This is a genomic window from Sphaerisporangium sp. NPDC049002, from assembly GCF_040649355.1.
GTDB lineage: Bacteria > Actinomycetota > Actinomycetes > Streptosporangiales > Streptosporangiaceae > Sphaerisporangium.
Window position 1 is genome coordinate 1 of record NZ_JBEZFH010000070.1, and the last position, 20,605, is coordinate 20,605.

A 20,605-nucleotide genomic window follows, 5' to 3' on the forward strand; every position below is an offset into this window, starting at 1 on the left:
CCGTACTTGACAACGACATCCCGAACTCCTACGGCACGCTCGGCTACGCCCTGCGGCTGCGCATCAAGCTCCTCCCCGTCCAGCCCTTCGTGCGGCTGACGCACATCCCGTTCTCCGACGCGGACAAGTGCATGCTCGCCATGCAGGAGATCTGCGACAGCGGGGAGTACGACGGCGAGAAGATCGACTTCATTGACGGCACGTTCTTCAGCCCCGGCGAGATGTACATCACGGTGGGGCAGTTCGCCGATCGTGCGCCGTACGCGTCCGACTACACCGGGATGCGCATCTACTACCAGTCGATCCGCACCCGCACCCGCGACTGGCTGACCGTCCGCGACTACCTCTGGCGCTGGGACACCGACTGGTTCTGGTGCTCCCGCGCGTTCGGGGTGCAGCAGCCGCTGGTCCGCTCGCTGATGCCGAGGCGCTGGCTGCGGTCGGACGTCTACCGCAGGCTCGTCGGGCTCGACCAGAAGTACGGCGTGACCGCCCGCATCGACCGCTGGCGCGACAACGCGGTGCAGGAGTCGGTCATCCAGGACGTCGAGGTGCCCGTCGAGAGGGGCGCCGACTTCCTTGCGTTCTTCCACGACAAGGTGGGCATGACCCCGGTCTGGATGTGCCCGCTGAAGGCCACCGGGGAGTGGCCGGTCTACCCGCTGGAGCCGGGAAAGCTCTACGTGAACTTCGGATTCTGGGGCATGGTCGCCCTCCCGCGCGGTCAGTTCGACGGGTACCACAACCGGCTCATCGAGAACTCCGTGCACGAGCTCGGCGGCCACAAGTCCCTGTATTCGACATCTTTCTACCCCCGTGAGGAGTTCTGGCGTCTCTACAACGGCGACGCCTACTGGCCGGTCAAACGGGAGTACGACCCCGGAGGGCGGCTGCTCGACCTCTATGACAAGTGCGTACGGGGGCGTTGAGGAGGTTGGTTCGATGAGACTCGCCCAGATCTTCGAGAAGATCGTTGGGTCGGAGGCGAACGTCGAGTTCGCCGCGTACGACGGGAGCAAGGCCGGACCGTCGGACGCCGCCGTCCGCATCGAGGTGAAGTCCCCGATAGCGGTGGCATACCTGGCACAGTCTCCGGGGGAGATGGGGCTCGCGCGCGCCTACATCGCAGGCCATATCGACGTGCACGGTGACATGTACACCCTGCTGTCGGAGATGGCGCGGATCACCCTGGACGACATGCCGATGAAGGAGAAGATCTCCGTCGCGCGGTCGCTCGGCGTCAAGCCGCTGCTGATGCGGGTGCCCCTGCCGCCGCAGGAGGTCCGCCAGAGCGCGCTGGCGCGGCTCGGCAGCCGTCACGCCAAGCAGCGTGACGCCGAGGCGATCCACCACCACTACGACGTCTCCAACCGGTTCTACGAGTGGGTGCTCGGCCCGTCGATGGCCTACACCTGCGCCGTGTTCCCGGAGGACGGCTCGTCGCTGGAGGAGGCGCAGTACGCCAAGTTCGACCTCGTCGCCAAGAAGCTCGCCCTCAAGCCGGGCATGCGCCTGCTCGACGTCGGCTGCGGCTGGGGCGGCATGGTCATGCACGCGGCGCAGCACTACGGCGTGAAGGCCCTCGGGGTCACGCTGTCGCGCCAGCAGGCCGAGTGGGCCCAGAAGGCGATCGCCGAGGCGGGGCTGTCGGAGCTGGCGGAGGTCCGCCATCTCGACTACCGCGACGTCTCCGAGGGCGACTTCGACGCGGTCAGCTCGATCGGCCTCACCGAGCACATCGGCAAGGACCAGCTCCCCGGGTACTTCCGCTTCCTGTACGGCAAGCTCAAGCCGGGCGGGCGGTTGCTCAACCACTGCATCACCCGGCCCACCGGCACCGAGCGCACCATCAACAAGGGCGGCTTCATCAACCGCTACGTCTTCCCCGACGGCGAGCTGGAGTCCGTGGGCCACCTCATCCGCGAGATGGAGGACATCGGGTTCGAGATCCGCCACGAGGAGAACCTCCGGGAGCACTACGCCAAGACCCTGGAGGGGTGGTGCGCCAACCTCGACGCCCACTGGGACGAGGCGGTCACCGAGGTCGGCCAGGGCACCGCTCGCGTGTGGCGGCTCTACATGGCCGGTTGCGTCGTCGGCTTCGAGCGCAACAAGGTCCAGCTCCACCAGGTGCTCGGCGTCAAGCTCGGCGAGGAGGGCGTGTCGGGCGTCGCGCTGCGTCCCTCGCGCGACTGGCCCTGACCGTGAGCTGATCACGACCGTACGTGCGATCCGGCGCCCCGCCTGCCTCAGGTGGGGCGCCGGCCTGTCACAGAGGCGCTCCCGCTCAGCCCCTGGCGTGCTCGGCGGCGACCAGGGCGGCGGCGAGCTGGACGGCGACCAGCGTGCGGATGGGAATCGGCCGTCCGGCGGACTCGACGGCCGCCTCGTCGCACCACCCCTCGAACAGCTCGCCCAGCCGGGCCCGCTGAGCGCGGATGGCCGGAGTGAGGTTCCCCGCCGCCAACTCGGCGTCCAGCATGCGGCAGAAGGTGCCGGTGAAGCGCAGCCGGCGCATGTGGAGCGTCTGCCGGTTGCCGAACTGCTCGGCCACCGTCGCGGGCCGGTCCGCCGAGGGGTGGTCCTCCCACACGTCGGCGAACTTCCGGTACGTGACGAACATGTCCTCGGCCGAGCGGCGGAACGGCGAGCGGACGGTCAGGTCGCGCCGCACCGCGTCCATGCCCGCCAGCAGCGTGTCGATCAGCTCCCGCTGGGCGGCCAGCCCCGTCTTGAGCACGTCACCGTACGACATGGCGGTGGGGGTGGCGTCGGAGACGCGCTCGTCGGCCCAGTAGGGGAGCTCGGTGATCAGGTGGAGCGCGCCGAACCTGGCCGCGTAGTCGGCGCTGCCGCCTCCGGCGCCGAAGACCTTCGCCTGCCGGGTGCCGCCCGGGGTGAGGTACACCGCCGGGGCGATCGTCGTGGCGCCGGGCAGCTCCGGCTCGCCGTGGTGCAGCGGGATGCCCTCCAGGGCCGGCAGCTCGGTGAGCCGCGCCGCGAGGACGGGGTCGTGGCGGTTGAGGTAGTAGTAGGCGCCGCTGTACTCCCCGTTGTGCAGGGAGTAGACGAAGGCCGGCCGCACCTCGTCCATGAGCCGTATCAGCGCGTCGGTCTCCGGCAGGCTCCGGTCGAAGGAGTAGCCGTCGCCGCTGAGCGGGAACGTCCACTCGACCTGGTCGTTCCAGGCGGGCCGGTAGAAGTGCCGGGCGTAGTGGCGGCGGTCGCCCGGGCGGGCGTACCAGCCCTCGTTCAGCCGTGCCCCGTCGGGATCCACGCAGGGGATCAGGTGCCAGCGGTACCCCAGCCCCTCCCGCAGCCCGGCGTCGTCGCAGAGCCGCCGGATGAGCTGGCTGACGGTGAGCGCGCCGATCGGCTCGTTGGGGTGGGGCCCGCCGATGATCACAGCGTCGCGGGCGCCCGTCCCCACGGTGAGCGCCCGCAGCGGCTCCCCCAGCCTGGAGGAGCCGATCGCGCGCAGCCGGACGAGGCCGGGGTGGAGCCTGGCGAACTCGTCCAGCTCGGCGTGCATCTCGTCCACGCTGGGGAACCTGTCGAAGTCCGGGACCCGTCGCATCTGCTCGCGCACGTCCATGGCATCGCCCTCCAGTTGCTCGCCCCGAGATCGCTCGCCCCGGCCTCCTCGTAGGTTTGCCCCTATTTGGGGGAGTTCGAATGCATGTATGCCCTCGGCGTGAACGACGTCAGCGCAGTTCCCGCTTGAGGATCTTGCCGCTCGCGGTCATCGGGAACGACTCGCGGAACTCCACCAGGCGGGGGTACTTGTAGGCCGCCATGTTCTCCTTGGACCAGTCGACCAGCTCGTCCTCGGTGAGCGCCGCGCCCGCCTTGAGGATCACGTACGCCTTGATCTCCTCGCCGTGCGAGGCGTGGGGGACACCGACGACGGCGGCCAGCGAGACCGCCTCGTGGGTCATCAGGACCTCTTCCAGCTCGCGCGGGTAGACGTTGAACCCCCCGCGGATGATCATGTCCTTGGCGCGGTCGACGATCGAGTAGTAGCCGTCGGCGTCCCTGGTGGCGATGTCACCGGTGCGGAACCAGCCGTCCTTCATGACCTCGGCGGTGGCCTCCGGCCGGTTGTAGTACCCCTTCATCACGTTGTGGCCGCGGATCGCGATCTCGCCCGGCCCCTCGCCCTCGACGGTCTCCCAGCCCGCGTCGACCAGCTTCATCTCGACGCCCCAGACCGGGGTGCCGATCGTCCCGGCCTTGGTCGGCCTGCCCGGCTGGTTGAAGCTGGCCACCGGCGAGGTCTCCGACAGGCCGTACCCCTCCACCACCGTCAGGCCGAAGGTCTTCTCGAAGTCCTTCAGCACCTCGACCGGCAGCGACGCGCCGCCCGCGACCGCCGTCCGCAGTGTGACGGGGACCTCGGCGCCGTCGGCGTGGACCGAGGTCAGCATCGCCCAGTACATCGTCGGGACGCCCGCGAACAGCGTGACGCCCTCTTCGCGCATCAGCGTCAGCGTGGCGGCCGGCTCGAAGCGCGGCACCAGCACCAGGGTCGCCCTGCGGCGGAAGCCGGCGTTCATGATGACGGTCTGGCCGAACGAGTGGAACAGCGGCAGCGTCGCGAGGAAGACGTCGTCGCCCGCGAGGTCGAACATCTCGTCGGAGACGATGGCGTTCATCAGCATGTTCTGGTGGCTCAGCTCGGCGCCCTTGGGCTGGCCCGTGGTGCCGCTGGTGTAGAGGATCACCGCCGTGTCATCGGGGGCCGTCGCCGCGGTCTCGAACTCCCCGGACATGCCGTCGAGCGCGCTCCAGAGGGTCTGGACGCCCTCGATGCCCGATTCGGTGGCCAGGGGCGTGGCGGGCAGCAGGAAGAAGTCGCCGGCATGCGGCCCGTCCGCCGGGACGGCCTCACGGAACCCCTCGTGACCGCGCTCGCCGAGCGGCAGGTCGGGCGTGCCCTCGAAGCAGAACAGCGCCTTGGCGTCGGAGTCGCGCAGGTGGTAGGCGATCTCCCGCGACCGCAGCAGCACGTTGAGCGGCACCACCGTGGCGCCCGACTTCAGGATGCCGAAGTAGACGAACGGGAAGTACGGCAGGTTCGGGCAGGCGAGCGCCACCTTGTCGCCCCTGCCGATGCCCCGCGAGGAAAGGAGGTTGGCGACCTGGTTCGCCAGCGTGTTCACCAGGGAGTACGACATCCGCAGGTCCCCAAGGGCCACGGCGGTACGGTCGGGGCGCTCCCGGGCGCTGTCCTCCAGGACGACCGACAGGTTGAGCATGGTTCCTCCTCGCTGGGGCCGGCCACATCCGTCGGGGCGGGAGACCGAGGCCGCGACAATGCCGGTGTTTGCGACATCTTGGCAGTCGATAGCTACTAATCGGTAACGAGCGTGGACGTGGGGCCGCAAGGGGCGTAAGTACGTGAAAGGTTGCTCAGCATCCCACGGAGGAATCAATGCAATACGACTACGTCATCGTGGGAGCGGGTTCGGCGGGCTGTGTCCTCGCCAACCGGCTCTCCGCGGACCCCTCGGTGCGGGTGGCCCTGCTGGAGGCCGGCGGCGCGGACCGCAAGCTGGAGATCCGCGTGCCCGCGGGCTTCTCCAAGCTGTTCAAGACGCGGTACGACTGGAACTTCACCACCGCCAAGCAGGCGGAGATGTACGGGCGCGAGCTGTACTGGCCGCGGGGCAGGACCCTCGGAGGCTCCTCCTCCATCAACGCCCAGATGTGGGTCCGCGGCGTCCGCGCCGACTACGACGGCTGGGATCTGCCCGGCTGGTCCTACGACGAGGTCCTGCCGTACTTCATGCGCTCCGAGCGGCGGGTCGGGTCGAACCGGGGCGGGGTGTACGGCACGGACGGTCCCGTCTACGTCTCCGAGCTGCGCAGCCCCAACGTGACCACCCGGGCGTTCCTGCGTGCCTGCGAGGAGGTCGGGCTCACCAGGCTGGAGGAGCTCAACGGCGCCACCAACGAGGGGTTCTCACAGACGCCGGTCACCCAGGACCGAGGGCGGCGGTGGAGCGCCGCCGACGCGTACCTGCGCCCGGCGATGGGCCGCCCCAACCTCACCGTGCTCACCGCCGCGCAGGTCGGCCGGGTGCTGCTCGACGAGGACGGCCGGGCCATCGGCGTCGAGTACGACCAGGGGCGGCGCGTGACGGCGGCCAGGGAGGTGATCCTCTCGGCCGGGGCCATCGGCTCGCCGCACCTGCTCATGCTGTCGGGGATCGGCGACCCGGACGACCTGCGGGCGGCGGGCGTCGAACCCCGGCACGAGCTGCCCGGGGTGGGGCGCAACCTCATGGACCACCTGGCCTCGGCGGTCATGCTGGAGTGCCCCGAGCCCGTCACGCTCGCCTCGGCGGAGTCGGTCGGCAACTACGCGCGCTACCTGCTGAACCGCACCGGGATGCTGACCTCCAACATCGGCGAGGCCGTCGCGTTCCTCAGGACCACCCCCGAGGAGCCCGCCCCCGACATCGAGCTGCTCTTCGCGCCGGTGCCGTTCTCCGACCATGGACTCACCCCGCCCTCAAGGCACGGCGTCACCATCGGCGTGATCCTGCTCCAGCCGGAGAGCCGCGGCCGGATCACGCTCAACGACGGCGAGGTGGTGGTCGACCCCTGCTACCTGACCGCCGAGGGCGACCTGCGGCGGCTGGTGGCCGGGCTGAAGAGGGCCAAGGAGGTGTTCGCGACCTCGGCGCTGCGGCCGTACGCGGGCGGGCCCATGAAGCCGTACGACGGCTCCGAGACCGACGAGGAGCTGGCCCGGTTCGTGCGCGAGCACAGCGAGACGCTCTACCACCCTGCGGGCACCTGCAAGATGGGCATCGACGACGAAGCGGTGGTCGACCCGTCGCTGCGCGTCATCGGGGTTCCGGGGCTGCGCGTGGTGGACACCTCGGTCATGCCGATGCTCAACCGCGGGCACACCCACGCCCCTACCATCATGATCGCGGAGAAGGCGGCGGATCTCATCAAGGCCTCTTGACGTAAGTGGTCACTTTCTAAACCATGGAGCCCGGAGGTGCGTCAGCGATGACGGCAGGCGTGACTGACATCGATCTCTCGGACATCCCCTTCTGGGGGCTGCCCCAGGCGGAGCGGCAGGAGGCCTTCAGGCGGCTCAGGGAGCTCGACCGGCCGATCTTCACCAAGGAGAACCACACCCCGTTCATCGGAGCGGGGGCCGGGTTCTACGCCCTGGTGCGGCACGCGGACGTCAGCGAGGCCAGCCGCAACGCCGGCGTCTTCAGCAGTGAGCCCACCTCCAACAGCATCCCCGACATGCCGAGGTGGCTGGCGGTCTACTTCGGCTCGATGATCAACATGGACGATCCCCGGCACGCCAGGCTCAGGCGGATCGTCTCGCGCGCGTTCACTCCGAAGATCCTCAAGAAGATGGAGGAGGACGTCGCCAGGGCGGCACGCGAGATCGTCGACAGGGCGGTCGCCGAGGGTCCGGGAGACTTCGTCACGCAGATCGCCGCCCGGCTGCCCGTGCAGGTCATCTGCGACATGATGGGCATCCCCCCGGCCCACCACGACCTGGTGCTCCGCAGCACGAACGTCATCCTGGGCAACGCCGACGCCGAGTACACCGGCATCCGGCCCGACATCACGCGGTGGAACGTGGCCAAGGGCCTGGTGAGGCTGCTGCGCGCGGGACACGAGCTCAGCGGCCTGGCCCGGCGGCTCGGCCGCGAGCGGCGCGGGAACCCCACGGGCGACCTCACCAGCATGCTGGTCAACGGCGACGAGCACCTGACCTCCCAGGAGCTCGGGTCGTTCTTCATCCTGCTGGTCGTCGCGGGCAGCGAGACCACCCGCAACGCCATCGCGCACGGCCTGAAGCTCTTGACCGACAACCCCGAGCAGCGCGGGTTGCTGCTGGGCGACTTCGAGACCCACATCCCCGGCGCGGTCGAGGAGATCATCAGGTACTCCACCCCGGTCATCCAGTTCCGGCGCACGCTCACCCAGGACCACGAGATGAACGGGCAGGAGTACAAGAAGGGCGACAAGGTCCTGCTGTTCTACAACTCGGCCAACCGCGACGAGGCGGTGTTCACCGACCCCGACGTCTTCGACATCACCCGCAGCCCGAACCCGCACGTCGGGTTCGGCGGGCCCGGCCCGCACTACTGCCTCGGCGCGCACCTGGCGAGGCGCGAGGTCACGGTCATGTTCCGCGAGCTGTTCACCCGCCTGCCGGAGATCCGCTCGACCGGCGAGCCCGACTACCTGCTGTCGAACTTCATCAACGGCATCAAGCACATGGGCTACCGGACGAGCTGATCCGCCGGGGTTTGACGTAAGTGACCACTTTTATCAATCATGGAATCATGACTGTGCGGACGCCTCAGGAACGCGAGCCGATCACCTCGTACGACCAGATCAACCTGTCCGACTGGGATTTCTGGGCCCGGCCCATGGCCGAGCGCGAGCACGCCTTCGAGTTGCTCCGCGACCGTGAGACCCCCGTCTTCTTCGAGGAGCCGGAGCTGTCCTTCGCGCCGAGGGGCGAGGGTTACCACGCGATCGTCAGGCACGCCGACATCATCGAGATCAGCCGCAACCCCGACGTCTTCGGCTCCGGGGACGGCGGCGCGACCAACATCGCGGACATGCCCGCGGAGTTCGCCGAGTACTTCGGTTCGATGATCAACATGGACGATCCCCGGCACGCGCGCCTCAGGCGCATCGTGTCCCGGGCCTTCACGCCGAAGATGATCCAGAAGTTCGAGGAGGACGTCCAGGCCGCGGCCGTCCGCATCGTCGACGACCTGCTGGAGACCGGGCCGGGCTGCGACTTCGTCACCGAGGTGGCGGCCCGCCTGCCCTTGAAGATCATCTGCGACATGATGGGCATCCCGGAGAAGGACTACCGCTTCATCTTCGACCGCTCGAACATCATCATCGGCGCCTCCGACTCCGAGTACGTCCCCGGGGGCGACATGGACAGCGTGGTGGCCGCCATGCTCAACGCCGGTCTGGAGCTCCAGCAACTCGTCCAGGACCTCGCCGCGTACCGCACGGAGAACCCCACGGGGGACCTGACGTCCTCCCTGGTCAGCGCCAACATCGACGGCGAGCGCCTGACCCTCCAGGAGCTCGGCTCGTTCTTCATCCTGCTGGTCGTCGCGGGAAACGAGACCACGCGCAACGCCATCTCGCAGGGACTGCTCCTGCTCACCCGCAACCCCGGCGAGAAGGCCCGGTGGCTGGCCGACGTGGACGGCCACGCGCCCAGGGCGGTCGAGGAGATCGTACGGCTGGCCTCGCCGGTCAACTACATGCGCCGCAAGGTCACCAGGGACTTCGAGCTGAACGGCACCCACTACAGGAAGGGCGACAAGACCGTCCTGTACTACTGGTCGGCCAACCGCGACCGCGCGGTCTTCGCCGACCCGTACCGCTTCGACATCACCCGCGACCCCAACCCGCACCTGGGGTTCGGCGGGCCGGGACCGCACTTCTGCCTGGGCGCCCACCTGGCCAGGCGGGAGATCACGGTGATGTTCCGCGAGCTGCTCCAGCGGGTGCCGCGGATCGAGGCGGGACGGCCGAGGAGGCTGTTCTCCAGCTTCATCAACGGCGTCAAGCACCTGCCCTGCGACTTCTGACCCCGCCCCGCGCCCCCGCCTTCCGGGGGCGCTAGGAGGTCGTCGTGGGCCTGATCGAGGAGAAGACCGTGTTGATGTCGGGCAGCAGCTCCTTCTTGCTGTCCGGCACCGACATGTAGACGATCACCGGCAGGTCGGCCCCGGTGCTCACCGCGCCGACCACCAGGGTGGTCTTGGCGCCGCCCGCGAGGATCTGGTACGCGACGACGCGCGCGGGACGGCCGCCGACGGCCAGGCGCTGCTCGGCGGTCTTCGCCACCTTGTTGCCCTCGGGGAAGAACTTGTTGCGCGCGGCGAACGCCACCGAACTGATCACCGGAGTGAGATCCTCGGGCGAGGCCGGGGAGTACTTGGCGGCCAGCGACCTGGAGAGCGGGCCGGTCATCACCTGGGCGAACTGCGGGGTGCCGGCCGAGTCGGTGCCGGCGGCGACGTACTGGCGGGTCGCGAAGCCGTAGGTCGCCTGCACGTGCTGGGAGCGCAGGTCGAGCCGCCAGGGACCGCCGAGCCTGGCCACACTGATGGCCGACGCCTTGTCGGTGAGGATGCCGGCGCGCGGCGAGGCCTCGCCGGTGTACTTCGGCAGCCTGCCGATCGACTGCGGCTTGGCGGTGGCCTGCTTGCCCGGGGCCGACGCCTTGGGCGTGCTCTCGCCCGAGCCCTGCGTGCTCGCCCCGCCCTCGGCGGCCGACGAGCGCAGCGGGCCGGCGAGGAACGCCCACACCAGCGCCGCCACCAGGGCCACCGCGACGGAGGTGATGAGCGCGAGCAGCCACGCCCGCCTGCCGCCTCCGGTGTCCTCCGGCTCCTCGCCCATGGCCTCGTAGTTGTCGCCGAAGACGGTGTTCCAGAGCTCCTGCTGGCGCTCGGGGGGCGGCGTCTTCGGGCCGCTGATCTGCCCGGCGGTGACGAACGGCTTGTAGGGGTCGTGCTCCTGCTGGGGCGCCGCGTGACGCTGGCCGTGCTGCTCGGGGGGCGCCTGATGCTCGGGGGCCATGGTCCCCGCCGCGCCCATCGGGCCCGTGGGCCCCGTCTGGCCCATCTGGCCCATCGTGCCGGAGACGCGGATGGTGGTCTCGGTGCCGGCCGGGACGTAAGCGGGCGCGGGTGCGGGCGCCACGTCGTCGGGGAGCCGGAACGGCTGCGGGGGCGCCTCGGGGGCGTACTGCTGCCCGGTGAAGTGAGAGGCGGACGGCTGCGGCCCGGTGAAGTGGGAGGTGGACGGCTGCGGCCCGGTGGAGGAGGGGGCGTACTGCTGCGGTCCTGTGGGCGAGGGAGTGTAGGAATGCGGCCCGGAAGGCTGGGGGGAGTAGCGCTGGGGCCCGGCCGGCGGCGGCACGAAGGGCGGCTCTGACGGGGGTGGCGGCGGGGGGAACGACGTCTGGACCGGAGCCTGCTGGGACGCCTCCCGCGAGTACAGCGGCGCGTACTGCTGCGTGGCCTCCCAGGACGCCTGGGGGTCGGTCGTGGTGCGGCTGCCGTACGGGACCGGGTCGAACATCGACGTCGAGGCCGGTGGGGGCGGAGGGGGAGGCGGAGGCATCTCCGGCCATGCCGGGGGGTTCTCCGGCCATGCCGGAGGCCGCGTGGGCCGGCTGGTGTGCTCAGGAGCCATTGCTGGCGAACCTCCCGACATCATGCCCGGATTGGGGGTGCTCGGCATGATCTCATGCGAAGCGGGGGTGTCCGCAGGAGAATCGGAGAAAGCCCCGCGGAACTGCAGGCCTGTCGGATCGGTCGGAGGGTCCTGCATCGGCAGGCCCTCCTCTGCCGGATCCGGGCCGCGCTCCGGTTCAAACGAGTTCACCACGGCGAAAAGCGTAAACTAACGGGACATATGAGGTCACAACGGATCTATGACCTTCGGGTATCTGTGGGACCTTATTCCCCTGGCCACCTGGGGTGCCGCGGAAACGATACGAAGACCGATTGCCCGCTGCGCTACCCTTGAACTATGCGTGGCAGGACCCTGCTTCTTAGCGGGCCGCGTCGACTGAGCTGAGACACCGGTCGATGCGGCTGCCCCTCGTGGTCACGGGGGGTTTCTTTATTGGTCAAGCCATCCGCGCTGAGCCGACCGAGGGACATGGGCCGTGAGTGACGAGCAGTACGATCCGCAGGCGCTGCAGGCGAAGTGGCAGCCTCGGTGGGAGGAACTGGACCCCTTCCGGGCAGGTGAGGGCGCCGACGACGAGCGGCCCCGCAAGTACGTGCTCGACATGTTCTCCTACCCGTCCGGCGACCTGCACATGGGCCACGCCGAGGTCTTCGCGATCGGCGACGTCGTCGCCCGCTACTGGTTCCAGCGCGGCTACAACGTCCTGCACCCCGTCGGGTGGGACTCCTTCGGGCTGCCCGCGGAGAACGCCGCGATCAAGCGTGACGCGCACCCGGCCGAGTGGACCTACGCCAACATCGAGACCCAGGCCACCTCGTACAAGAAGTACGGCATCTCGTTCGACTGGTCACGGCGCCTGCACACCAGCGACCCCGAGTACTACCGCTGGAACCAATGGCTGTTCACCCGCTTCTTCGAGCGCGGCCTGGCCTACCGCAAGGGCGGCCTGGTCAACTGGTGCCCCAACGACCAGACCGTGCTGGCCAACGAGCAGGTCGTCGCCGGCCGCTGCGAGCGGTGCGGGGCCGAGGTGGTCAGGCGCGAGCTGACCCAGTGGTACTTCAAGATCACTGACTACGCCGACCGCCTGCTGGACGACATGGCCCAGCTGGAGGGCGGCTGGCCCGACCAGGTGCTGACCATGCAGCGCAACTGGATCGGCCGCTCCGAGGGCGCCGACGTCCGGTTCCAGATCGAGGGCCGTGACAAGCCGGTCACCGTCTACACCACCCGCCCCGACACCCTGTACGGCGCGACGTTCTTCGTGGTCGCCGCCGACGCTCCGCTGGCCGAGGAGATCTGCTCCGCTGAGCAGCTGCCCGCGCTTGAGGCGTACCGCGCCGAGGTCGCCAAGCTGAGCGACATCGAGCGCCTGTCCACCGACAAGGAGAAGACCGGCGTCTTCCTGGGGCGCTATGCCGTGAACCCGGTCAACGGCGAGCGCATCCCCGTCTGGGCGGCCGACTACGTCCTGTCCGACTACGGCCACGGCGCGATCATGGCGGTGCCCGCGCACGACCAGCGCGACCTCGACTTCGCGCTGAAGTTCGACCTGCCCGTGCGGGTGGTCGTGCACACCGGGCTGGCCGACCCTGGGGAGACCGGCGTCGCGACTCCCGGCGAGGGCAAGCTGGTCAACTCCGGCCCGCTGGACGGCCTGTCGAAGGCCGAGGCCATCTCCCGCATCGTCGAGGTCCTGGGCGAGCGCGGCACCGGCACGGCCACGGTCAACTTCCGGCTGCGCGACTGGCTGCTGTCCCGCCAGCGCTTCTGGGGCACCCCGATCCCGATCATCCACTGCCCCGACTGCGGCGAGGTCCCCGTCCCCGACGACCACCTGCCGGTCACGCTGCCCGACCTGCGCGGTGAGGCGCTGGCCCCGAAGGGTGTCTCGCCCCTGGCGAGCGCGACCGACTGGGTCAACGTCGACTGCCCCAAGTGCGGAGGCCGCGCCCAGCGCGACACCGACACGATGGACACCTTCGTCGACTCCTCGTGGTACTTCCTGCGCTACTGCTCGCCGGGCTTCGAGGAGGGCGCCTTCGACGTCGACGAGGTCAGGCGCTGGGGCCCGATCGACCAGTACATCGGCGGCCAGGAGCACGCCGTGCTCCACCTGCTGTACTCCCGGTTCTTCACCAAGGTCCTGCACGACATGGGCATGGTCGACTTCACCGAGCCCTTCATGCGCCTGCTGAACCAGGGCCAGGTGATCAACCAGGGCAAGGCGATGTCCAAGTCGCTCGGCAACGGCGTCGACCTGGGCGAGCAGATCGACGCGTTCGGCGTCGACGCCGTGCGCCTGACCATGATCTTCGCGGGCCCGCCCGAGGACGACATCGACTGGTCCGACGTCTCCCCGGCCGCCTCGCAGAAGTTCCTGGCACGGGCCTTCCGTGTCATGGCCGAGGCCGGCGCGGCCTCGGCTCCCGGCGTGGACCTCACGACCGGTGACGTGGAGCTGCGCAAGATCACCCATCGGGTGATCGACGAGGTCACCCGGCTGGTCGACTCCTACCGCTTCAACGTGGCCGTCGCCCGCATGATGGAGCTGACCTCCGCCGCCCGCAAGGCCATCGACTCGGGCCCGGGGGCGGCCGACCCGGCCGTGCGCGAGGCCGCCGAGACCCTGGCGGTCATGCTGTCGCTGGTCGCGCCGTACGTGGCGGAGGAGGGCTGGGAGCGGCTCGGGCACGGGCCCACGGTCTCGCACGGCGGCTGGCCCGTGGCGGACCCGGCGCTGCTGGTGCAGGACGTCGTCACCTGCGTCGTCCAGGTGGCCGGCAAGGTGAGAGACCGCCTGGAGGTCCCCCCGTCGATCTCTCAGGACGAGCTGGAGCGGCTGGCCCTGGCCTCCGACAAGGTGCGGGCCCACCTCGACGGAGCACCCCGCAAGGTGATCGTCCGCGCGCCCAAGCTCGTCAACATCGTCCCCTGAACGTCACCGGGAGAAGCCGCTGCCGCGTCGTCGGCGGCTTCCGCCCCTCGCCGGGAGATTTCGTGGCCCGGCCGGAACGACACCGGTCATGGTCGCGTCCTGAAAGCACGACCGCCTGAGCGCTCACCCAGGGTGGGCGCTCAGGCGGGGGGCGTGCATGGTGCCGGGCCGGCGGGTGAGGTCAGAGCTTGCGCAGGACCGCCACGACCTTGCCGAGGACGGTGGCCTCGTCACCCGGGATCGGGTCGTAGTTGGCGTTGTGCGGGACCAGCCAGACGTGGCCGTCCTTGCGCTTGAAGGTCTTCACCGTGGCCTCGTTGTCGATCATCGCCGCGACGATGTCGCCGTTGTCGGCCACCGGCTGCTGGCGCACGACGACCCAGTCGCCGTCGGCGATCGCCGCGTCGATCATGGAGTCACCGGCGACCTGGAGCAGGAACAGCGTGCCCTCGCCCACGAGCTGCTTGGGAAGGGCGAAGACGTCCTCGACCCGCTCCTCGGCCAGGATGGGACCACCGGCGGCGATGCGACCGACCAGGGGGACGAACGTGGCCGTCGGCCGGCTCACCAGAGGCTCCTCACCGCCCGGGGCGACGGGGTCGACCCAGAGGGCGGGCTCGCCGGGCAGGCGGACCTCCAGCGCGCGGGGACGGTGCGGGTCACGGCGGAGATAGCCCTTGCGCTGGAGCGCGGTCAACTGGTGGGACACGCTGGAGGTGCTGGTGAGCTGGACCGCCTCGCCGATCTCTCGCATGGAGGGCGGGTAGCCGCGCTGCTGCACCGAATCGCGGATCACCTCAAGAATCTTGCGTTGTCGTGGGGTGAGACCGAGGGAGTCACGCCTGCGCACCGCCAGATCGCTGACAACCGTGCCGATCTCGTCCTGCTCGCTCATAAGCTCCTCCTCGCCGGGTGCCTGGGGGACGCTCCGTCACGCCATGCCCGCCCCGGCCGGCTCCCGGTATGTGTTCCCGATGTCGCACACAGCGACAATAACCCTGTTCAAGATCGTCTTCAAACAGTTGTTCGAGAGTCGCCGAATTCGGAGACAATCTGGTGAACGCCATCGTACGGGAGTTCGATCGATATCGTGTTCGACTTTGCGATCTTATGCCCGCGGAGCGCCGGAAGTCGATCACGCGAGCGATCCGCGCCCGGGTGGCGCGGGCCCCGGTGCCCGGCCGGGGGCGTCGCGGTCCCGGCCGGCCCGCGACACGCCGGGGAGTGCTCGTTCGCCCTGATGGGCGGCCGATTTCCGCGCGACGGCCCGGCCGACTTGCGTTCATGGTGCGGCACTCCTACGGTTAGACCACAACATCTAGTAGTTACACCGATGTGGTTCACCATAAGTTGTGTTTCCGTCAACGCACTCGGAGTATCCGAAGTGCGTGCGTGAGCGTATTCCCGTTTAGGCGGGAAGGGCCCGAAAGCATGTTGGAATGCGGAAACATATGGCGGCTTATCCCTGAGGCCGGTGCCTCGGGAACCTCGTGATTCGAGGGCGTGCCGACGTAACTCGTGGGGGCCGCGAGAAAAGGGAGGCGACATGCATTGTCCGTTCTGTCGTCATCCGGACACGCGGGTCATCGACAGCCGTTCGACCGAGGACGGCGCGGCGATCCGCCGCCGGCGCACCTGCCCTGAGTGCGGGCGCCGGTTCACCACCCAGGAGACGGTGCTCCTGATGGTGAGCAAGCGCAGCGGGGTGACCGAGGCGTTCTCGCGCGACAAGGTCATAGCCGGGGTGCGCCGTGCCTGCCAGGGGCGGCCCGTCAGCGAGGACTCCTTGGCGCAGCTCGGCCAGCGGGTCGAGGAGAGCATCCGGGCGACCGGCTCGGCCGAGATCCCGGCTCACGAGGTGGGCCTGGCGATCCTCGGGCCGCTGCGCGAGCTCGACGAGGTGGCCTACCTTCGGTTCGCCTCCGTCTACCGGAGCTTCGAGACGCTCGCCGACTTCGAAGAAGAGATCGAGCAACTCCGGGCGGCGCGAGCCGCGAAACACACCTGAACAGGCCAGACCACTTTTGACACCCCAGCGCGCCCGGTGACGCCGCGAGGCCGGGGACCACCGCTGGACCCCTGCGCCGGGGGATGCGAACGGCGCGACGAAGTGTTTCCGACACGAGGGCCCTTTTCGGGCCCCGGAAGGGGGAGATCATGACGGAGACGGTGAGTGGCTCAGTGGGTCGCGGGGGCAAGCGGCCCCACAAGGGCTTGAAGATCAAGCGCATCCACACCACCCCCGGCGTGCACCCGTACGACCAGGTGCGCTGGGAGCATCGTGACGTCGTCATGACGAACTGGCGGGACGGCTCGATCAACTTCGAGCAGCGTGGCGTCGAGTTCCCCGACTTCTGGTCGGTCAACGCGGCCAACATCGTGACCACGAAGTACTTCCGCGGCGCCGTCGGCACCCCGCAGCGCGAGGTGAGCCTGCGGCAGCTCGTCGACCGGGTCGTCGGCGTCTACACCCGCACGGGCCGCGAGCACGGCTATTTCGCGTCCGAGGAGGACGCCGAGATCTTCGACCACGAGCTGAAGCACGCCCTGATCCACCAGGTCTTCAGCTTCAACTCGCCGGTCTGGTTCAACGTCGGCACCGCCTCACCTCAGCAAGTGAGCGCTTGCTTCATCCTGGCGGTGGACGACGAGATGGAGTCCATCCTCGAGTGGTACAAGGAAGAGGGTGTGATCTTCAAGGGCGGTTCCGGTTCCGGGGTCAACCTCTCCCGCATCCGCTCCAGCAAGGAGCTGTTGTCGAGCGGCGGCACGGCCAGCGGCCCGGTGTCGTTCATGCGCGGGGCCGACGCCTCCGCCGGCACCATCAAGTCGGGCGGGGCGACCCGCCGGGCGGCCAAGATGGTCGTCCTCGACGTCGACCACCCCGACATCGAGGAGTTCATCGAGACCAAGGCGCGTGAGGAGGACAAGGTCCGCGCCCTCCGCGACGCCGGGTTCGACATGGACCTCGGCGGCAAGGACATCGTCTCGGTGCAGTACCAGAACGCCAACAACTCGGTCCGGGTCTCCGACGAGTTCATGCGCACCGTCGAGGCGGGCGGCAGGTTCGGCCTGCGCGCCCGGCTCACCGGCGAGGTCATCGAGGAGGTCGACGCCAGGGCGCTGTTCCGCAAGATGGGCAAGGCCGCCTGGGAGTGCGCCGACCCCGGCGTGCAGTACGACGACACCATCAACGACTGGCACACCTGCCCGGAGACCGGCCGCATCACCGCGTCCAACCCCTGCTCCGAGTACGTCCACCTCGACAACTCCTCCTGCAACCTCGCCAGCATCAACCTGCTGAAGTTCCTGCGCGAGGACGACACCTTCGACGTCGAGAGCTTCGTCAAGCTGACCGAGCTGATCATCACGGCGATGGACATCTCGATCACCTTCGCCGACTTCCCGACCGAGAAGATCGCCGAGACGACCCGGGCGTACCGCCAGCTCGGCATCGGGTACGCCAACCTGGGCGCGCTGCTGATGGCCACCGGCCACGCGTACGACTCCGACGGCGGCCGGTCGGTCGCGGCGGCGATCACGAGCCTGATGACCGGCGTCTCCTACCGTCGCAGCGCCGAGATGGCCGCGATCGTCGGGCCGTACGACGGCTACAAGCGCAACGCCGAGCCCCACAAGAGGGTGATGCGCAAGCACGCCGCCGAGGGCGACGAGCTGCGCGCCCACGGCTCCCTCGACCGGCCGATCCTCGCGGAGGCGACCAAGCAGTGGCAGGAGTGCCTGCGCCTCGGCGAGAAGCACGGCTACCGCAACGCGCAGGCCTCCCTACTCGCGCCTACAGGCACCATCGGCCTGATGATGGACTGTGACACCACCGGCATCGAGCCCGACCTGGCGCTGGTGAAGTTCAAGAAGCTCGTCGGCGGCGGGTCGATGCAGATCGTCAACCAGACGATCCCGAGGGCGCTCCGGCAGCTCGGCTACCAGCCCGAGCAGGTCGAGGCCATCGTCGAGCACATCGGCGAGCACGGCCACGTGATGGACGCCCCCGGCCTCAAGCACGAGCACTACGAGGTGTTCGACTGCGCCATGGGTGAGCGGGCGATCGCCCCGATGGGCCACGTCCGCATGATGGCGGCGACCCAGCCGTTCCTCTCGGGCGCCATCTCCAAGTGCGTCACCGGTGAGACCCTTGTGGCCACGGCCGAAGGACTGATCCGGATCGGCGGCCTCTACCAGGGAGAGGCCGAGGACACCTTCCGTGAGGAGCGGATGGAGATCTCGTCCCTGGACGGTCCTAGAAAGACCGATGCCTTCTACTACGGTGGCGTCCGTCCGGTGCGTCGTGTCCGCCTGCGCTCGGGACACACGATCACGGGTACATTCCCGCACCGCCTGCTCACCGCGCAGCACGGGGCGCTCGCCTGGAAGACACTGGGCGAGATCACCGAGGGCGACCACGTGGCCACGCAGTACGGCGCGATGATGTGGGCGACCCTGCCCGCCAGCCTTCGTCACATCGAGGTCTCTCCTTCGTACGGTAACCAGAAGGCGGTCCGGCTTCCGCAGGAGATGACCGAGGATCTGGCCTTCCTCCTGGGCGCCTACGCCGCCGAGGGGCACATCTCCAGGACCAACTGGACCACCGTCATCACCAACTCGGTCGACGAGGTGTTGCACCGAGTCAAGGACGCGTGGCGGAACGCGTTCGGAGTGGAGGCCCGTATCACCCGCGATCCGGGCAAGTGCCCTGGCGTCGTGGTCGCGTCCAAGACGATCGTCGAGTTCCTGGACGCACTCGGCTGCGGGAGCCGTGCATCCAGCAAGCGCATCCCAGACGCTGTTCTGAGCTCGCCGTGGCCGATGGTCCACGCATTCCTTCAGGGACTCTGGCTGGACGCCTATGTCACGACCGCTACCGCGGCCAAGTGGGCGATCTGTCTCGACAGTCCGCAACTTCTGGACGACCTTCAGGCGGTGCTCACCAACCTCGGCGTCGTACACGGGCGGATCAGCAAGCACAACAGTGTTAACGGAAAGGACTACGACGAAGTCTATGCCGCAGGTCGGCAGGGGCAGCTGCTGGTCAGCCTGGTGCGTTTCCTGGAGCCGGACAAGGCGGCGCGTGCCGCGGATTACCTCCGCGAGGACTTCGGGCAGGGAACCGCGAACGTCATCCCCGGGATCACCGGGCGGGAGCTCTACGAGTTGATCCCTTCAGGTAAGCGGGGTCCCGACGGTGTACGAAGCTGGCGGCACGACTTCCGGTTCCTGCTGGACCCACGTACCAAGCAGGTCACCAGGGAGACCATTGAGCGGGTCTCCACGCTGCCCGGAGTGGTACTGCCCGGTTGGTTGCGGCAGATCCTTGACGGTAACCTGCATTTCTCGCGGGTGACTCAGGTCACGGATGCGGGAGAGGTCGCGGTGTACGACCTTTCCGTTCCGGAAACTCACGCGTTCGTGGCGAATGGCATCATGAACCACAACACCGTCAACCTGCCCGAGTCGGCCACCATCGAGGACATCGAGCAGGTGTATCTGGAGGGCTGGAAGCTCGGCCTGAAGGCCCTGGCGGTCTACCGCGACAACTGCAAGGTCGGCCAGCCCCTCTCGATCGCCAAGAAGGCCGAGGAGAAGACCGAGGAGAAGGCCGCGGAGCCGGTCGCGCAGGTCGTCGAGGTGCCGAAGCCCAAGCGGCGCCGCCTGCCGAACCAGCGGCCGAGCACCACGACCCGGTTCACGGTCGGCGGGGCCAAGGGCTACATGACGGCGTCGTCCTACCCTGAGGACGGCCTCGGCGAGGTCTTCCTGAAGATGTCCAAGCAGGGCTCGACCCTGGCCGGGGTCATGGACGCCTTCTCGGTGGCGATCTCCGTCGGCCTGCAGTACGGCGTCCCGCTGGACACCTACGTCAGCAAGTTCATCAACATGCGGTTCGAGCCGGCGGGCATGACCGACGACCCGGATGTGCGCATGGCGGCCTCGGTGGTCGACTACATCTTCCGCCGCCTGGCCCTCGACCACCTGCCGTACGACGAGCGGGCGGCCCTCGGCGTCTTCTCGGCGGCCGAGCGCGCGGCGCAGCAGCGCGGTGAGGACCCGGGCGCGCCCCAGGAGGTCGTCATCGACACCGCCGCCCTCGCGCAGTCCGCGCCCATAGAGGAGAAGCACGAGGAGAAGCCCGGCGACAAGGCGGCGGACGACAGGCCGGCGACGGGTGTGACGGCCACCCCCGTCGAGTCCCCCTCGCGCGCGAACGGCTCCGGGCCCGCGCTCGAAAGCCACCAGGGACGTACGGCCGACGCGCCGCTCTGCCTGACCTGCGGCACCAAGATGCGCCCCGCCGGCAGCTGCTACGTCTGCGAAGGCTGCGGCAGCACCAGCGGCTGCAGCTGACCGTGGGCCGGGTTCTACCTGGAGCGACCTTCGACGTGCTTCGCGTGAGGCGATAGGCAGCGATAAAGAGGGGTG

The 20,605-nt window shown here is 68.9% G+C and carries 12 protein-coding genes; 8 read left to right on the forward strand and 4 right to left on the reverse strand.

Going from position 1 to position 20,605, the window contains the following annotated elements; all coding sequences use genetic code 11:
• Positions 1 to 929 (forward strand): FAD-binding protein (locus tag AB0B89_RS16410; protein WP_358553061.1); only part of this gene is annotated, 929 nt, incomplete at its 5' end.
• Positions 930 to 942: 13 nt separating this feature from the next.
• A complete protein-coding gene (locus AB0B89_RS16415; RefSeq protein WP_358553063.1) occupies positions 943 to 2,202 on the forward strand; it encodes a cyclopropane-fatty-acyl-phospholipid synthase family protein in 1,260 nt (419 codons plus the stop codon).
• Between the two features lie 85 nt (positions 2,203 to 2,287).
• Here the strand turns inward: AB0B89_RS16415 and AB0B89_RS16420 are convergent, their stop codons facing one another.
• Both AB0B89_RS16420 and AB0B89_RS16425 read right to left on the reverse strand, forming a co-directional pair.
• A complete protein-coding gene (locus AB0B89_RS16420; protein ID WP_358553065.1) occupies positions 2,288 to 3,595 on the reverse strand; it encodes a M14 family zinc carboxypeptidase in 1,308 nt (435 codons plus the stop codon).
• A 109-nt stretch (positions 3,596 to 3,704) separates the two neighbouring features.
• Positions 3,705 to 5,258 (reverse strand): long-chain fatty acid--CoA ligase, encoded by a 1,554-nt coding sequence (locus AB0B89_RS16425; protein ID WP_358553067.1) that lies wholly within the window; start codon positions 5,256 to 5,258, stop codon positions 3,705 to 3,707.
• A 176-nt stretch (positions 5,259 to 5,434) separates the two neighbouring features.
• On the opposite strand from AB0B89_RS16425, the gene AB0B89_RS16430 reads away from it, so the two are divergent.
• Genes AB0B89_RS16430 through AB0B89_RS16440 form a run of 3 tightly spaced genes read left to right on the forward strand, consistent with a single transcriptional unit; the run spans position 5,435 to position 9,614 of the window.
• Positions 5,435 to 6,979, forward strand: a complete 1,545-nt coding sequence (locus tag AB0B89_RS16430; protein ID WP_358553069.1) for a GMC family oxidoreductase N-terminal domain-containing protein — start codon at positions 5,435 to 5,437, stop codon at positions 6,977 to 6,979.
• 47 nt (positions 6,980 to 7,026) lie between these two features.
• Positions 7,027 to 8,286, forward strand: coding sequence for a cytochrome P450 (locus AB0B89_RS16435; protein WP_358553071.1), 1,260 nt, complete (start codon positions 7,027 to 7,029; stop codon positions 8,284 to 8,286).
• A 47-nt stretch (positions 8,287 to 8,333) separates the two neighbouring features.
• Entirely contained in the window at positions 8,334 to 9,614 is a 1,281-nt protein-coding gene (locus AB0B89_RS16440; protein WP_358553073.1) for a cytochrome P450, read from the forward strand.
• Between the two features lie 31 nt (positions 9,615 to 9,645).
• Here the strand turns inward: AB0B89_RS16440 and AB0B89_RS16445 are convergent, their stop codons facing one another.
• Complete coding sequence (locus tag AB0B89_RS16445) at positions 9,646 to 11,115, reverse strand: hypothetical protein (protein WP_358553075.1); 1,470 nt, start codon at positions 11,113 to 11,115, stop codon at positions 9,646 to 9,648.
• A 592-nt stretch (positions 11,116 to 11,707) separates the two neighbouring features.
• On the opposite strand from AB0B89_RS16445, the gene leuS reads away from it, so the two are divergent.
• Complete coding sequence (leuS, locus tag AB0B89_RS16450; RefSeq protein ID WP_358553077.1) at positions 11,708 to 14,170, forward strand: leucine--tRNA ligase; 2,463 nt, start codon at positions 11,708 to 11,710, stop codon at positions 14,168 to 14,170.
• A 181-nt stretch (positions 14,171 to 14,351) separates the two neighbouring features.
• Here leuS and lexA read toward each other — a convergent pair whose 3' ends face one another.
• Positions 14,352 to 15,065 carry a transcriptional repressor LexA gene (lexA, locus tag AB0B89_RS16455; RefSeq protein ID WP_358553079.1) on the reverse strand — a complete coding sequence of 238 codons (714 nt, stop codon included), beginning with the start codon at positions 15,063 to 15,065 and terminating at the stop codon, positions 14,352 to 14,354.
• Positions 15,066 to 15,716: 651 nt separating this feature from the next.
• Here lexA and nrdR point away from each other — a divergent pair.
• Both nrdR and AB0B89_RS16465 read left to right on the forward strand, forming a co-directional pair.
• The gene (nrdR, locus tag AB0B89_RS16460) at positions 15,717 to 16,178 is read left to right on the forward strand and encodes a transcriptional regulator NrdR (RefSeq protein WP_358553081.1); all 462 of its coding nucleotides are present in this window, start codon (positions 15,717 to 15,719) and stop codon (positions 16,176 to 16,178) included.
• A gap of 149 nt (positions 16,179 to 16,327) precedes the next feature.
• Positions 16,328 to 20,530 carry a vitamin B12-dependent ribonucleotide reductase gene (locus AB0B89_RS16465; RefSeq protein ID WP_358553083.1) on the forward strand — a complete coding sequence of 1,401 codons (4,203 nt, stop codon included), beginning with the start codon at positions 16,328 to 16,330 and terminating at the stop codon, positions 20,528 to 20,530.
• Positions 20,531 to 20,605 lie beyond the last annotated feature (75 nt).

Excerpts from the sequence above, each read along its gene's own strand:
- AB0B89_RS16415 (WP_358553063.1), top strand. The coding sequence starts at position 943 with ATGAGACTCGCCCAGATCTTCGAGAAGATCGTTGGGTCGGAGGCGAAC.
- AB0B89_RS16420 (WP_358553065.1), bottom strand. The coding sequence starts at position 3,595 with ATGGACGTGCGCGAGCAGATGCGACGGGTCCCGGACTTCGACAGGTTC.
- AB0B89_RS16425 (WP_358553067.1), bottom strand. The coding sequence starts at position 5,258 with ATGCTCAACCTGTCGGTCGTCCTGGAGGACAGCGCCCGGGAGCGCCCC.
- AB0B89_RS16430 (WP_358553069.1), top strand. The coding sequence starts at position 5,435 with ATGCAATACGACTACGTCATCGTGGGAGCGGGTTCGGCGGGCTGTGTC.
- AB0B89_RS16435 (WP_358553071.1), top strand. The coding sequence starts at position 7,027 with ATGACGGCAGGCGTGACTGACATCGATCTCTCGGACATCCCCTTCTGG.
- AB0B89_RS16440 (WP_358553073.1), top strand. The coding sequence starts at position 8,334 with ATGACTGTGCGGACGCCTCAGGAACGCGAGCCGATCACCTCGTACGAC.
- AB0B89_RS16445 (WP_358553075.1), bottom strand. The coding sequence starts at position 11,115 with ATGTTCGACCCGGTCCCGTACGGCAGCCGCACCACGACCGACCCCCAG.
- lexA (WP_358553079.1), bottom strand. The coding sequence starts at position 15,065 with ATGAGCGAGCAGGACGAGATCGGCACGGTTGTCAGCGATCTGGCGGTG.
- nrdR (WP_358553081.1), top strand. The coding sequence starts at position 15,717 with ATGCATTGTCCGTTCTGTCGTCATCCGGACACGCGGGTCATCGACAGC.
- AB0B89_RS16465 (WP_358553083.1), top strand. The coding sequence starts at position 16,328 with ATGACGGAGACGGTGAGTGGCTCAGTGGGTCGCGGGGGCAAGCGGCCC.